This window comes from Burkholderia sp. 9777_1386, assembly GCF_015712265.1.
Taxonomy (GTDB): Bacteria; Pseudomonadota; Gammaproteobacteria; order Burkholderiales; family Burkholderiaceae; genus Burkholderia; species Burkholderia cenocepacia.
Genome location: NZ_JACCQB010000075.1, coordinates 1 through 14,645 on the forward strand (window position 1 = coordinate 1; position 14,645 = coordinate 14,645).

Consider the following 14,645-nt stretch of genomic DNA (forward strand, 5'->3'; position numbering starts at 1 on the left):
CGGGCCGGCGAGCCGGCGTACCGTCGGTCGGCATGCCCGTGCGCGCGCGCGCGGCCGCCGCGGCGGTTGCGCCATTGTATCGGCCCCGCGTGCGCGTGCCGCTCATGCGCGCGTCAGATGCGTGTACAGCGCGTGCGCGATCGCGATGTCCTCGAGCCCGAGGCCGATCGAGCGAAAGAACGCGTGACGCGTGCGCGATGGCGCGGCGCAACTGCCGGCGACGAGCGCGGGCAGGTCGCCGACGATCCGGCCGGCATCCCAGCCGTGCTCGGCCGCGGCGATCTGCATCTCGCCGGCGCTCGCGGGCGTCGTGTGCCGGTAGTCGCAGTAGACGTCCATGTCCGGCAGCCACGCGGGCGGGATTTCGTGCGCGCGCGCGACGTTCGTGCTGATCGACGTGACGAGCGCGGGGCGCGTGAGCATTCCGTCGCCGAGCACGGGCGTGCCCGACGACGTGCACAGCATCACCACGTCCGCATCGCGCACGCAGGCCTCGACGCTTGCCGCCGCGCGTGCGCGCGGGTCGAGCGCGGCGAGGCCCGCCTGCAGCGCCGCGTTGCCGACCAGCGCGGGCGAGTACACGCGGATCGTGTCCCAGTCGCGCAGCGCCGCCGTGTGCTTCAGGTGCGCAAGGCCGACCGCGCCCGCGCCGACGATCGCGAGACGGCGCGCGTCGCGCGGCGCGAGGCAATCGACCGCGAGCGCCGTCGTGCCGGCCGTGCGCTCGACGGTCAGCAACCCGGCGTCGCACCACATCAGCGGCTGGCCGGTTTGCATCGACATCAGCGCGGTCCACGCGGTGACGATCGGTTTGCCGTCGGGCGTGCCGCCCGTCACGACGTACGGCGACAGCTTCGCGCCGAATACCTGTGCGTCGGCGAGCGCGCCGAGATACGTGATGAAGTCGCCGGCCTGGTCGGGAAACAGCGTGAGCGTCTGCGGTGGCTGCACCGCGCGCGCCGCGGCGAGCGACGCGAACATGCGGCGCAGCGTGCCGAGCACGTCGAGCGACGGCAGCGCCGCGCGCACCGCGGCCTCGTCGACGGTCAGCGGCAGAGTAGGGACGGTTTGCGTCATGAGGACATCTCCGGTTCGGGCTGGACAGAAAGTCTCGAAAGACGGCGTCCGGTGGGGTTCGTGATGGACGAAAAGTCTAATATAGACAAATGAAATCTGGAGGATTTTTATTTTCGGGACAGAGATTCTTTGCCATCGCCATGAAAAACACCATGAAATCAACGGCATTCCGAGCGGGTGACGAAATTTCGACGTGAAGCAGCAGCGCGATCTCCTCGTATCCCCTATGGTCTATAGTAGACTTTAAGTCTATATTTCTGCGTGCGGGACCCGACACGTCGCCATGCGGCGGCCACCTGCGTCGAATGCCGACCCGGCGCCCGACCCGGCGCGCCGTACGACCCGATCTTCATCGCCACACTCCAGAACAGAAGGACCGTCATGAACTGGAAACTTTCCCTCTGCGCCGCTGCGGCGCTCGCGTGCGCGGCCGTCACGGCCCATGCGGAAACCACGTTGCGCTTCGGGATCGAAGCCGCCTATCCGCCGTTCGAGAGCAAGACGCCGGCCGGCCAGTTGCAGGGTTTCGACGTCGACGTCGGCAACGCGGTGTGCGCGAAGCTGAACATGAAGTGCGTGTGGGTCGAGAATTCGTTCGACGGGCTGATCCCGGCGCTGCAGGCGCGCAAGTTCGACGCGATCAACTCGGCGATGAACATCACCGCGAAGCGCAAGCAGAGCATCGATTTCACGCCGGCGATCTACGTGGTGCCGATCGTGATGGTCGCGAAGCACGGCTCGCCGCTGAAGCCCGACGTCGCGAGCCTGCGCGGCAAGCACGTCGGCGTGCTGCAGGGCTCGTCGCAGGAGGATTTCCTGAAGGCGCACTGGGCCAATGCGGGCGTGGCCGTCGTGTCGTACCAGGATCAGGACCAGATCTATGCCGATCTCGTCGCGGGGCGTCTCGACGCGGCCGTGCAGGAAGCGCAGACCGCGCAGGACGGGTTCCTCGACAAGCCGGCCGGCCGCGACTACCAGATCGTCGGCGAACCGCTGAAGGATCCAGCGACGCTCGGCGAAGGCACCGGCTTCGGGATGCGCAAGAACGACAAGGCGCTGCAGGCGAAGATCGTCGGCGCGCTCGACGCGCTGAAGAAGGACGGCACGCTGAGCGCGCTGTCGCAGAAGTACTTCAAGCGCGACATCATCGCGAAGTAAGCGCCGCCGCGTGCCGGCCGCGGGGCCGGCGCACGGCGCATCCCATCTCGACGCAGTGCGGGGAACCATGGATTTCGACGTGATCGTTCTGGGGGCCGGCATCGTCGGCGTGTCGTCGGCGCTGCATCTGCAGGATCGCGGGCTGCGCGTCGCGCTCGTCGACCGGCGCGCGCCCGGCGAGGAAACCAGCCACGGCAATGCGGGACTGATCGAGCGCTCGTCGGTCGTGCCGTATGCGTTTCCGCGCCGGCTCGGCACGCTGCTGCGCTATGCGCGCAACCGCTCGGTCGATCTCTATTGGGACTACCGTGCGCTGCCCGCGTATGCGGGCTGGCTCGCGCGCTTCTGGCGCGAATCGTCGCCGCAGCGGCTCGCGGCCGCCGCGCGCGACCTGCTGCCGCTCGTGGCGGCGAGCGTCGTCGAGCACGATGCGCTGCTCGCGCGCACCGACGCGCAGCCGCTCGTGCACGACGGCGGCTGGATCGAGGCGTTTCGTTCGCCCGCGTTGTTCGACGCGGAAGCGCGCGCACAGCAGCGCGTGGCCGATGCGCACGGGCTGCGGATGACCGTACTCGACGCGCATGCGCTGCGCGCGCGCGAGCCCGGTATCGGCGACGCCTTCTGCGGCGCCTTTCACTGGCAGGACCCGAAGACCGTGTCGAGCCCGGGCGGGCTGACCAAGGCCTATGCGCGGCTGTTCGAGCGTGACGGCGGCACGTTCGTGCGCGGCGACGCGACGACGCTCGTGCAGGTGGATGACGGCTGGCAGGTCCGGACCGAACACGGGCCGCTCGTGGCACGCTCGGCCGTGGTCGCGCTGGGCCCGTGGTCCGATCAGGTGTTCGCGCCGCTCGGTTACCGGATTCCGCTGCGCGCGAAGCGCGGCTATCACATGCATTACCGGCCGACGCGCACGCCGCTGAACGTGCCCGTGTGCGATACCGAGGCAGGCTTCGTCGTCGCGCCGATGGAGGGCGGCCGCCTGCGACTCACGACGGGCGTCGAGATCGCGCCGCGCGACGCGCCGCCGACCGGCGTGCAGCTCGCGCGCGCCGAACCGCTGGCGCGTGACGCGTTCGGCATCGGCGAGCGGCTCGACCCGGAGCCGTGGCTCGGGATGCGGCCGTGCACGCCCGACATGCGCCCGGTGATCGGGCCCGCGCCGCGCCACCGGCATTTGTGGTTCGCGTTCGGTCATTGCCATCACGGACTCACGCTCGGGCCCGCGACCGGCCGCCTGCTCGCCGAAATGATGACGGGCGCGCCGACCTATATCGATCCCCATCCGTACCGGCCCGCACGCTTCGGCTGAGCCTGCGGCGTGCAGATGCGGCTTCGGCCGCCGGCACGCGCCGGTGGCCATGCGCACGCTTCACAGTTTTTCATTCTGCTATCCGGGTTATCGAAATCCACGCAATCGTAAATGATCTGCGTAATCGATAAGAAAGAAAATTGCGCGATAAAAGAAAATCAGCAAATTCGCGATTTATCAATGCATTTTCATATTGCTGAAATGCGTAATGGGCAGTCCGTCATGGCGGTATGGGGTCTCATCGTGATCGCGTGTTTCGACGTTACGCGGAATGTACCGGAACACGTTACTACGGGGCTCGCAAACGTTACGTTACATCCGCGTTCCGGCGACCTTTTTCATCAGACGATTCGGGCTCCGCAATTCAGGAATTTCGCCTGAAATCGATTAAAAAACGTTATTACCGGTCATTAGGCAGACGAATCAATCCCGTTTTTTGAATTGGCACGCTTCGTGCAATCCGTCCCCATGCTTTGTCAACGTAGTGCCAACCGAGATGGGGAAAATAAAGATGGGACAGAATTTTAAATTGACGGGTGTGGCGCTGTCGGTCGCGACGGTGTTCGGGGTGCTGGCTTCGGGTTCCGCGATGGCGGGGGCGCTCGACTCGCTGCCGATCCCGCAAGTGATCGTCAATCCGCCGACGAACAGCGTGTCGGTCGGGCTGGTCGCGACGGGCACGTCGCCGCTGGGCTCGGTCACCGTGACGGCGGGCGGGTCGGGGGCGATTCAGACGTCGCTCGGTGACCCGGGACACGTGCTGTCCGGCGCCGTGGGGGCGGTGACGGGCGCACTCGGCGGTGGCGGCGGGGTGCAGCCGCTGGCGCCGGTGCAAGGCGTGGTGAATCAGGTGACCGGGGCGCTCGGCGGTGGCAACCCGGCAGGCGCGCTGACCGGGGCGCTGAATACGGCGACGGGCGCGCTGAGCAATGCGGTTGGCACGGCCACGGGTGCGCTGGGCGGTATCGGCGGCGGTGCGAATCCGCTGGCGCCGGTTCAGGGTGTGGTGAATCAGGTGACGGGTGCGCTCGGTGGCGGCAACCCGGCAGGTGCGTTGAGCGGTGCCGTGGGTACGGTCACCGGCGCGCTGGGCGGCATCGGTGGCGGCGCGAACCCGCTGGCGCCGGTTCAGGGTGTGGTGAATCAAGTAACGGGTGCGTTGAGCGGCGGCAACCCGGCCGGGGCATTGACCGGCGCGCTGAATACGGCAACCGGCACGCTGAGCAACGCGCTCGGCACCGCAACGGGCGCACTGGGCGGCATCGGTGGCGGCTCGAACCCGCTGGCGCCGGTTCAGGGTGTGGTGAATCAAGTAACGGGTGCGTTGAGCGGCGGCAACCCGGCTGGCGCGCTGACCGGCGCGCTGAACACGGCAACCGGTACGTTGAGCAACGCGCTCGGTACGGCAACGGGTGCGCTGGGCGGCATCGGTGGGGGCTCGAACCCGCTGGCGCCGGTTCAGGGTGTGGTGAATCAAGTAACGGGCGCCCTGAGCGGCGGCAACCCGGCCGGTGCATTGACCGGCGCGGTGAATACGGCAACCGGCACGCTGAGCAACGCGCTCGGCACCGCAACGGGCGCGCTGGGCGGCATCGGCGGCGGCTCGAACCCGCTGGCACCGGTTCAGGGTGTCGTGAACGGGCTCACGGGCACGATCGGCGGTGGCGATCCGGCCGGTGCGCTGACTGGCGCCGTGGGCACGGTCACCGGGGCGTTGGGCAACCTTGGCGGCGGCTCGAACCCGCTGGCGCCGGTGCAAGGCGTAGTGAACGGCGTGACGGGTGCACTTGGCGGCAGCAATCCCGCAGGCGCACTGACCGGCGCGCTCGGCACGGTAACCGGCGCACTGGGCGGCGTTGGCGGCGGCAACCCGGCAGGCGCACTGACCGGTGCCCTCGGTACGGTAACCGGCGCACTGGGCGGTGTTGGCGGCGGCAATCCGGCAGGCGCGTTGACCGGTGCCCTCGGTACGGTAACCGGCGCACTGGGCGGTGTTGGCGGCGGCAATCCAGCAGGCGCCTTGACCGGTGTCCTCGGTACGGTAACCGGCGCACTGGGCGGCGTTGGCGGCGGTAATCCGGCAGGCGCCTTGACCGGTGCCCTCGGCACGGTCACCGGCGCACTGGGTGGCGTCGGCGGCGGCAACCCGGCAGGCGCACTGACCGGTGCCCTCGGCACGGTAGCCGGCGCACTGGGCGGCATCGGCGGCGGCAACCCGGCAGGCGCGTTGACCGGTGCCCTCGGCACGGTAACCGGCGCACTGGGCGGCATCGGCGGCAGCAACCCCGCAGGCGCACTGACCGGCGCCCTCGGCACCGTAACCGGCGCGTTGGGCAACCTCGGCGGCGGCGCAAACCCGATCACCCCGATCCAGAACGTCGTGAACCAGGTCACGGGCACGCTCGGCAGCGGCAACCCGGCCGGCGCACTGAGCAACGCGGTCAACACGATCACGGGCACGCTTGGCAACGTCGGCGGTGCCGGGAGCCCGCTCGCGCCGGTGCAAGGTGCCGTCACGCAGCTCGCCGGCACGCTCGGCAACGGCGATCCTGCCGGTGCGCTGACGAACGCGCTGAACTCGGTGACGGGCGCGCTCAGCGGCGCGAACCCGTTGGCGCCGGTGCAGGGTGTCGTCAACCAGGTCGTCGGCACGCTGTCCGGTGCGGGCGGCGGCAGCCCGATCACGCCGATCACGAACCTCGTCAACGGTCTGCAGAATGCGCTGCCGGGCGGTAATCCGGCCGGCGCGCTGACCGGCGCACTCGGTTCGGTGACGGGCGCGCTCGGCAATCTCGGCGGCTCCAACCCGCTGGCGCCGGTGCAAGGCGTCGTGAACCAGGTCGTCGGCACGCTGGGCGGCAGCAACCCGGCCGGCACGCTGAGCAACGCGATCGGCACGGCCACGGGCGCCCTCGGCAACGCGGTCGGCTCGGCGGCGGGCGCGCTCGGCGCACTGGGCGGCACGAACCCGCTGGCGCCGGTGCAGGGTGTCGTGAACCAGGTCGTCGGCACGCTCGGCGGCGGCAATCCGGCCGGTGCACTGACGGGCGCGCTGAACTCGGTGACGGGTGCCCTCGGCAATCTCGGCGGCTCCAACCCGCTGGCGCCGGTGCAAGGCGTCGTGAACCAGGTGGTCGGCACGCTGTCCGGCGCCGCCGGCAACAGCCCGATCGCGCCGATCACGAACCTCGTGAGCGGCCTGACGGGCGGCGGCAACCCGGCCGGCGCACTGACCGGCGCGCTCGGTTCGGTGACGGGCGCACTCGGATCCGGCCCGGCGGCACTCGGCCAGGCGGCCGGCGCGCTGTCGGGGGCGGCCGGTTCGACGGCAGCGGCGGGCGGCAGCCTGCTCGGCGCGGGCGCGAACGCGGCCGGCGGTACGGCCGGCGCGGTCGGTTCGCTGCTGACGACGGGGGCCAACTCGACGGCGACGGTCGTCAACGCGGTCGGCACGTCGGTGGGCACGGCGCTCGGTTCCGCGCCGAGCCTGTCGGTGACGCCGCACTCGGGCAACAGCTCGCCGAACAACCCGCTCGCACCGGTGACGACGCTGCTCCAGTCGCTGACCGGCGCACTGCCGAGGTAAGCAGCCGAAACCGGCCGAACCTGCACGACGGCGCTGCATCGGCCGTCGTGCGAAACGGACGTGCAATACGGGCCGTGCGATACGGTCGCGCAACGCGGCATGACAGCGATGTCATGCCGCGTTGTCGTTTGCGGGTTCCCGCTTTCTTTCGTCGCATGAACGATCGTCGCCGCTCGTCGCGCTGCCGGATGGAATAACCGGCCGTCGCCGTCCGTTTACATACCGAGTTCCGGCACCGCCGGCCGGCGGGATAATGATCGCGACGCAGCCGATCGTCCCGTCCGGCGGCACCGTGTCGCGACACGACGCCAAGGAGAACGGGAATGAAACGGATGATCTTCGCTGCCGCGCTGACGGCGGCGATCGCGCGGCCGGCGGCCGCCGAACCGCCACAGGCCGGCGACGGGAAACTGGTCGACGAAGCGCACATGACGCTGTACGTATTCGATCGCGATGCGCCGGGCAAGAGCATGTGCGACGGCACGTGCGCGGCCAACTGGCCGCCCGCGCTCGCCGACGCGTACGACAAGGCGTCGGGCGCGCTGAGCCTCGTCGCCCGCGACGACGGCAAAAAGCAGTGGGCGTACCGCGGCCGCCCGCTGTATCGCTGGAAGATGGACCACAAGGCCGGCGACGCGGGCGGCGACGGAATCGGCGGCATGTGGCACGTCGCGCGGCCATGACCGCGCGGCGACGCGCGAGGCATCCCGATGAGCTATGAGTCGGACCTGCTGGTGTGGCTCCCGCATCTCACGCGCTATGCGCGTGCGCTGACGGGCGAGCGCGCATGGGCCGACGACCTCGTGCAGGACACGCTCGAGCGTGCGCTGAACCGGCCGCCGCGCGACGGCGGCCACCTGCGCGCATGGCTGCTGACGCTGTTGCGGCACCGCTTCATCGACCAGTTGCGCGCGCGGCACGAGATCGCGGTCGACGACGCGACGGCGCCGTGGCAGACGATGGCCGCGCCTGCGGGCGCGGTCGGCGGGCTGGAGTTGCGCGACGTGCAGCGCGCGCTGTACCGGCTGCCGGTCGAACAGCGCGAGGTGCTGCTGCTGGTCGCGCTCGAGGAGTTGAGCTATCGCGATGCCGCGCAGGTGCTCGGCGTGCCGGTCGGCACGGTGATGTCGCGGCTCGCACGGGCGCGCGCGCAGATGCGCGCGTTGCTGTCGGACGCGCCGCCGGCGCACGGCACGGCCACGTTACGGGTGATCGGGAAGCCATGATGGACGATCCGCGCAAGCCTTCGAACCAGCAGGACGACGATGCGTCGGCGCAACTGCTGTCCGCGTTGCTGGACGGCGAATTGTCCGGGCACGAACGCCGCGAGATGCTCGAGCGCCTGCAGTCCGATCCGCAGGAAGCCGAACGATTTGCGCATTACCGTGCGCAGCGCGATGCGCTGAAGGCGCTGTTCCCGTTGCCGGGTGCCGCGCCCGCGTTGTTCGTGCAGCGCCGCGCGCCGCGCTGGCGCGCCGTCGCGCATGCATTCGCGGGGCTGGCGGCCGGCCTGCTGATCGGCGTCGCGCTGCATGCGGGCTGGGCGGCATTCGGCCGCGCACCGGCGTTCGCCGCGCGCGCCGATGTCGCGTACGCCGAGTACGCCGCCGACCGCGAGCATCCGGTGGAGGTGGGTGCGGCCGATCCCGCCCGTCTCGCCGCGTGGCTGTCGGCGCGCATCGGCCGGCCGGTGCGCGCGCCGTCGCTCGACGAATACGGTTACGCGCTGCTGGGCGGCCGGTTGCTGCCCGGCGACGCGGGGCCGGCCGCGCAGCTCATGTACCAGCGCGCGGACGGCGCGCGCGTGACGCTGTACATGACCGCATACGACGCGCGCCGCCTCGCGCCGCGGGTGATGTCGGCCGACGGTCGCTACACGTATTTCTGGTCGGATCGCGGCATCGGTTATGCGCTGTCCGGTCGCGGCGACGAACGGCGTCTGCGCGAACTCGCGATCGACGCATGCGGTGCGCTGGGCGGCCCGACCGACGCGTGGAAGGGATGACGCGCGGCGCCCGCAGGGAGCAGGCAATGAAGACGGCGATGATGAAGGGGCTCGTGCTGGCGGCGTGCGTCGCGGGCACGATGCTTGCGCGAGCGCAGGGCGATGCGCCGGTGCACGTGCCGGTCGATGCCGATGGCGTGCAGCGGGTGACGATCGTCGGCGGCAGCTATTTCTTCCGGCCCAACCACGTGATCGTCCGCGCGCACGTGCCGGTCGAGCTGACCGTATCGGCCGAACCCGGCGTCGTGCCGCACAGCTTCGAGATCGACGCGCCGCCGCAGGCGGGCATCGCGGTGCATACCGAACTCGGCACGACGCCGAGAACGTTTCGTTTCACGCCGCAGCAGCCGGGGCGGTTCGCCTACTATTGCACGCACCGGCTGCTGTTTTTCGGCAGCCATCGCGCGCGCGGAATGGAAGGCGTGCTCGATGTCGAGGCGGCGCCATGATCGCCGCGTTGCTGGCCGCGAGCCTGATAGGAGCGAGCATGACAGCCGATCCCGTGACCGTCGCGCAGGCGCATTTCGACCACGTCCGCTCGTACCGCGCGACGATCCGCTCGTCGGCGCGCGACGGCGAGCACACCGAAATCCGCTACGCGTACCTGAAACCGGGCTTCGTCCGGATGGATTTCGTGTCGCCGCATCGCGGCGCGGTGCTCGCGTACGATCCCGGCGACGGCAAGGTGCGGCTGCGCCCGTTCGGCACGCATGCGCCGCCCGCGTTGACGCTGTCGCCGTCCAATCCGCTCGTGCGCGACCGCACCGGCCACCGGGTCGACCGCTCGGACGTCGGCGAACTGCTGCGCAACGTGCATGCGCTGCAGCAGGGCGGCGCGACGGTGACCGAAGGCGAGGAGGCCGTCGGCGGCCGGACCGCGCTGCGCGTGCTGGTCACGGGCGCGCCCGCGCACGCGGTCGACGGCGTGCATCGCTACCGGCTGTGGCTCGACGCCGCGGACGGTTTTCCGCTGAAGGTCATCAGCTACGCGAACGATGACGACACGCCGCTCGAAACCGTGACGCTCGACGACGTGGAGATCGACGTCGCGTTTCCCGAGCGTTTCTTCGCGCCCTGACGGCGCGCCATCCGTGTTCCTGACGCGCATGCCGGAGGCTGCATGGCGGAGTACCGGTTTTCGACGACCTGGCGGGTGGATGCGCCGCTCGCGGCGGTCTGGGACGCGATCTACCAGGTCGACCGCTGGCCCGACTGGTGGAAGGGCGCCGTGCGTACCGTCGAGCTCGAGCCCGGCGACGCGCGCGGCGTCGGCGCGCTGCACCGGTATACCTGGAAGGGCGCGCTGCCGTACCGGCTGACCTTCGACATGCGCGTGCGGCGCGTCGAGCGGCCGCATGCGCTCGAAGGCCATGCGAGCGGCGCGATCGAGGGCGACGGCCGCTGGTCGTTCGTCGCCGACGGCGCGCGCACCGTCGTGCGCTACGACTGGCACATCCGCACGCACGCGCGCTGGATGAACTGGCTGGAACCGCTCGCGCGGCCGCTGTTCCGGTGGAATCACGACGTCGTGATGCGCGAAGGCGCGAAAGGGCTCGCACGGCGGCTCGGTGCGGCCGTCGAGACGGACGGCCGGACCTTTCGGCCGCTGTCGGGCGCGGACTGCGCCGATGCGTGAGGATCGGCCCGGCGAAGCCGACTGACGGACGCGTCGCGACGGGCGAAATCGGCGTCCGCGCGGTTTTTTCGATGCGATGTCAGCGGTCTCGGGAACTCCGGGCTTACCCGGTGTCCAAACGGGGCTGGATGAGATGCGCGGGCCGCACGAGCCCGCGGGCGGAGCTGGATGTGTTCGGTTTGTCTTTGTTTTAAAAGGGTTTTTTGTCGCTTTTGTCTGTTTTCCCCGCTGCGCCGCCGCCCCGAAAATTCCTCCAGTTCCCCTTCTTGAATTTGTCAAAACCCGTCCATATAATTAGCACTCGCTGCACGAGAGTGCTAACAATTCTCTGCCGGGCGATGAGCCGGGCAGATTCCCTAAGCGTTCTTCAATCTCAGTCAAGAGAGGAGTGAATATGAACCTTCGTCCTTTGCACGATCGCGTGATCGTCAAGCGCCTGGATCAGGAAACCAAGACCGCCTCGGGCATCGTGATCCCCGACGCCGCTGCTGAAAAGCCGGATCAGGGCGAAGTCCTGGCCATCGGCCCGGGCAAGCGCGACGACAAGGGTGCGCCGATCGCGCTCGACGTGAAGGTCGGCGATCGCGTCCTGTTCGGCAAGTACGCAGGCCAGACCGTGAAGGTCGACGGCCAGGAACTGCTGGTCATGCGCGAAGAAGACATCATGGCCGTGGTCAACGCCAAGTAAGCGTCATCCGACGGTACATATTCCCAAGAATTCAAGGAGTTAGAAGATGGCAGCTAAAGACGTCGTATTCGGCGATTCCGCCCGTTCGAAGATGGTCGAAGGCGTGAACATTCTCGCCAACGCAGTCAAGGTCACGCTGGGTCCGAAGGGCCGCAACGTCGTGCTCGAGCGCAGCTTCGGCGGCCCGACGGTCACCAAGGACGGTGTGTCGGTCGCGAAGGAAATCGAGCTGAAGGACAAGCTCCAGAACATGGGCGCGCAAATGGTCAAGGAAGTCGCTTCCAAGACCAGCGACAACGCAGGCGACGGCACGACGACGGCAACCGTCCTCGCGCAATCGATCGTTCGCGAAGGCATGAAGTACGTCGCATCGGGCATGAACCCGATGGACCTGAAGCGCGGCATCGACAAGGCAGTCGCAGCGGCTGTCGAAGAGCTGAAGAAGATCAGCAAGCCGTGCACGACCAACAAGGAAATCGCACAAGTCGGCTCGATCTCGGCGAACAGCGATTCGTCGATCGGCGATCGCATCGCTGAAGCGATGGACAAGGTCGGCAAGGAAGGCGTCATCACCGTCGAAGACGGCAAGTCGCTGGCCGACGAACTCGACGTCGTCGAAGGCATGCAATTCGACCGCGGCTACCTGTCGCCGTACTTCATCAACAACCCGGACAAGCAAGTCGCCGTCCTCGACAACCCGTTCGTGCTGCTGCACGACAAGAAGGTGTCGAACATCCGTGATCTGCTGCCGGTGCTCGAGCAAGTCGCGAAGGCTGGCCGTCCGCTGCTGATCATCGCAGAAGACGTCGAAGGCGAAGCGCTCGCGACGCTGGTCGTCAACAACATCCGCGGCATCCTGAAGACCGTTGCGGTCAAGGCGCCGGGCTTCGGCGATCGTCGCAAGGCGATGCTGGAAGACATCGCGATCCTGACCGGCGGTCAAGTCATCGCGGAAGAAACCGGCCTGACGCTCGAGAAGGCAACGCTGGCGGAACTGGGCCAGGCGAAGCGCATCGAAGTGGGCAAGGAAAACACGACGATCATCGACGGCGCAGGCGAAGCTGCAAGCATCGAAGCACGCGTGAAGCAAGTGCGCGCGCAAATCGAGGAAGCGACGTCGGACTACGACCGTGAAAAGCTGCAAGAGCGCGTGGCCAAGCTGGCAGGCGGCGTTGCAGTGATCAAGGTCGGTGCTGCGACCGAAGTCGAAATGAAGGAAAAGAAGGCACGTGTCGAAGACGCACTGCACGCAACCCGCGCAGCTGTGGAAGAAGGCATCGTGGCAGGTGGCGGCGTTGCGCTGATCCGTGCACGCACCGCGATCGCAGGCCTGACCGGCGCGAACGCCGACCAGAACGCCGGCATCAAGATCGTGCTGCGCGCGATGGAAGAGCCGCTGCGCCAGATCGTCACGAACGGTGGCGAAGAAGCGAGCGTCGTGGTGGCGGCAGTTGCAGCAGGCAAGGGCAACTACGGCTACAACGCAGCAACGGGCGAGTACGTCGACATGGTGGAAGCCGGCGTCGTCGACCCGACCAAGGTCACGCGTACCGCGCTGCAGAACGCAGCTTCGGTGGCAGGCCTGCTGCTGACGACCGACGCAGCTGTCGCAGAACTGCCGAAGGAAGACGCACCGATGCCGGGCGGCATGCCGGGCGGCATGGGCGGCATGGGCATGGACATGTAATCGACTTCGGTCGACGGTGTCCGGGGCGCGCAGCGATGCGCGTTCCAGCCAAAAGAAAAGACCCGCAGCGATGCGGGTCTTTTTTTATGTGCGCGCGGTTTTCGATGCGTACGCGAGGCGGCCGGATACGCCACGCCTCAAAGCGTCGAGGCGCGGCGTGCGACGGCGGGACCTGCCCGCCGCGTCGCGACTCAATGCCGGTGCGACGTCCTCGGCGCCGGGTCGGCCTTCACGGCCGGCGGCGTATCCGAATCGTCGTTGCTGCGCGCCCAGAAGAACCGGTCGGGCAGGTACGCGCCCATGCCGGGCCGGAACGCGTCGCGCACGGCCTGGTACAGGTATTCCTGCGCCTCGCGCACGGCTTCGGGCGGCTCCTGGCCGTTCGCGAGCAGCGCCGCGATGGCCGCGCCGAGCGTGTCGGTGATGCCCATCAGCCGGTGCGGCGAGCGATCCCACATGTCTTCGCGCAGCTGGCCTTCTTCGCCGTACAGCGTATTGACGAGCCGGTGCGAGCCGGTTTCCGACGACAGGATGTATTCGCAGCCCTGCGACAGCAGGTGCGATACGGCCGCGTCGAGATTCGGCGCTTCGGCATCGCCGTCCGGCTGGGCGAGCGCGATCAGCGTCGCGTGGTCGGCGACCAGCAGGGTGGTTTGCGGCGCCAGCAGGTCGGCGATCGATTCGCGCAGGTCGTCGGCGGCGAGCACGTGCTCGTCGTCGAGCGTGAAGTCCGGGGCGAGCACGAGCGGCACGCCGTCGTAGTCGGCGACGACTTCGGCGATCGCGCTCACGACTTCTGCACGCGTCGCCGCGCCGATCTTGAACGCGGCAACCGGCATGTCTTCGAGCAGCATGCGCGCCTGCGCGGCGACGACGTCGGGATCGAGGCCCGTGACTTCATCGCAGGCGGCCGAGTCGCGCACGGTATAGCCGGTCAGGACGGACACGCCGTGACAGCCCATGCTCGCCAGGGTCATCAGATCGGCTTGGAGGCCGGAGCCGCCGGTGGGATCGGACAGGCCGAAGGTGAGGACGATCGGAGGGGCGTTGCTGGACATGTAAAAATGGGGCAAGAGAAAAACGGACAAGCGACGGAAATGCGGACGGCGAGGCGAATGGGCTTTTTTTGCCCTGTGTTGCCCGGCAGGCCGCACTTTTCAACCATTATGCGGTGGAATCCGGCCGGTACGACGGAATTTTTAGCGCAGCGCAACGTAGTTGCCGTCCTCCAGCGCGATTGCTAGGCAGTCCGGCCCCGACACGGTACCATCATGGCTCCCGAATTTACCGACTTTTCCCCGACGCGGCTTAAGATGGAATACAAGAGCTGGATGTGCCTGATTTGTGGCTGGATTTACGACGAAGAAGCCGGGCTGCCGGAAGAGGGCATCGCCCCGGGCACGCGCTGGGAAGACGTCCCGATCAATTGGACGTGTCCCGAATGCGGCGCCCGCAAGGAAGACTTCGAGATGGTCCAGATCTGACCGGGCCGCTGG

Annotated in this window: 14 protein-coding genes; 12 read left to right on the forward strand and 2 right to left on the reverse strand. The window is 68.4% G+C overall.

The window, feature by feature from the left end:
• Positions 1–102: 102 nt before the first annotated feature.
• On the reverse strand, positions 103–1,077 hold the full coding sequence (locus H0X91_RS32045; protein ID WP_196433667.1) for an ornithine cyclodeaminase family protein: 975 nt from the start codon (positions 1,075–1,077) through the stop codon (positions 103–105).
• A gap of 381 nt (positions 1,078–1,458) precedes the next feature.
• Here H0X91_RS32045 and H0X91_RS32050 point away from each other — a divergent pair, with 381 nt between their 5' ends.
• The 11 genes from H0X91_RS32050 (at position 1,459) to groL (ending at position 13,149) form a co-directional block, all read left to right on the forward strand.
• Complete coding sequence (locus H0X91_RS32050) at positions 1,459–2,235, forward strand: ABC transporter substrate-binding protein (RefSeq protein WP_006496681.1); 777 nt, start codon at positions 1,459–1,461, stop codon at positions 2,233–2,235.
• Positions 2,236–2,302: 67 nt separating this feature from the next.
• Entirely contained in the window at positions 2,303–3,547 is a 1,245-nt protein-coding gene (locus tag H0X91_RS32055) for an NAD(P)/FAD-dependent oxidoreductase (protein ID WP_062884060.1), read from the forward strand.
• Positions 3,548–4,058: 511 nt separating this feature from the next.
• Entirely contained in the window at positions 4,059–7,133 is a 3,075-nt protein-coding gene (locus tag H0X91_RS32060; protein WP_196433668.1) for a beta strand repeat-containing protein, read from the forward strand.
• 323 nt (positions 7,134–7,456) lie between these two features.
• Positions 7,457–7,816, forward strand: a complete 360-nt coding sequence (locus H0X91_RS32065) for a COG4315 family predicted lipoprotein (RefSeq protein ID WP_034200933.1) — start codon at positions 7,457–7,459, stop codon at positions 7,814–7,816.
• A 27-nt stretch (positions 7,817–7,843) separates the two neighbouring features.
• Entirely contained in the window at positions 7,844–8,359 is a 516-nt protein-coding gene (locus tag H0X91_RS32070) for a sigma-70 family RNA polymerase sigma factor (protein WP_006496678.1), read from the forward strand.
• Positions 8,356–9,138 carry an anti-sigma factor family protein gene (locus tag H0X91_RS32075; protein WP_196433669.1) on the forward strand — a complete coding sequence of 261 codons (783 nt, stop codon included), beginning with the start codon at positions 8,356–8,358 and terminating at the stop codon, positions 9,136–9,138. The genes H0X91_RS32070 and H0X91_RS32075 overlap by 4 nt, the downstream gene beginning before the upstream one ends.
• 26 nt (positions 9,139–9,164) lie before the next feature.
• Positions 9,165–9,587, forward strand: coding sequence for a hypothetical protein (locus H0X91_RS32080; protein ID WP_062911448.1), 423 nt, complete (start codon positions 9,165–9,167; stop codon positions 9,585–9,587).
• Positions 9,584–10,216, forward strand: a complete 633-nt coding sequence (locus H0X91_RS32085) for a LolA family protein (RefSeq protein WP_048986303.1) — start codon at positions 9,584–9,586, stop codon at positions 10,214–10,216. The genes H0X91_RS32080 and H0X91_RS32085 overlap by 4 nt, the downstream gene beginning before the upstream one ends.
• A gap of 42 nt (positions 10,217–10,258) precedes the next feature.
• A complete protein-coding gene (locus tag H0X91_RS32090; RefSeq protein WP_059721605.1) occupies positions 10,259–10,774 on the forward strand; it encodes an SRPBCC family protein in 516 nt (171 codons plus the stop codon).
• A 394-nt stretch (positions 10,775–11,168) separates the two neighbouring features.
• Entirely contained in the window at positions 11,169–11,462 is a 294-nt protein-coding gene (gene groES, locus H0X91_RS32095) for a co-chaperone GroES (RefSeq protein ID WP_004186661.1), read from the forward strand.
• Positions 11,463–11,508: 46 nt separating this feature from the next.
• Entirely contained in the window at positions 11,509–13,149 is a 1,641-nt protein-coding gene (gene groL / locus H0X91_RS32100) for a chaperonin GroEL (protein WP_006485462.1), read from the forward strand.
• Positions 13,150–13,340: 191 nt separating this feature from the next.
• Here the strand turns inward: groL and H0X91_RS32105 are convergent, their stop codons facing one another.
• Positions 13,341–14,207, reverse strand: a complete 867-nt coding sequence (locus tag H0X91_RS32105; protein ID WP_012492910.1) for a hydroxymethylpyrimidine/phosphomethylpyrimidine kinase — start codon at positions 14,205–14,207, stop codon at positions 13,341–13,343.
• 255 nt (positions 14,208–14,462) lie between these two features.
• Here H0X91_RS32105 and H0X91_RS32110 point away from each other — a divergent pair, with 255 nt between their 5' ends.
• Positions 14,463–14,633 (forward strand): rubredoxin, encoded by a 171-nt coding sequence (locus tag H0X91_RS32110; RefSeq protein ID WP_004186709.1) that lies wholly within the window; start codon positions 14,463–14,465, stop codon positions 14,631–14,633.
• Positions 14,634–14,645: the final 12 nt, after the last annotated feature.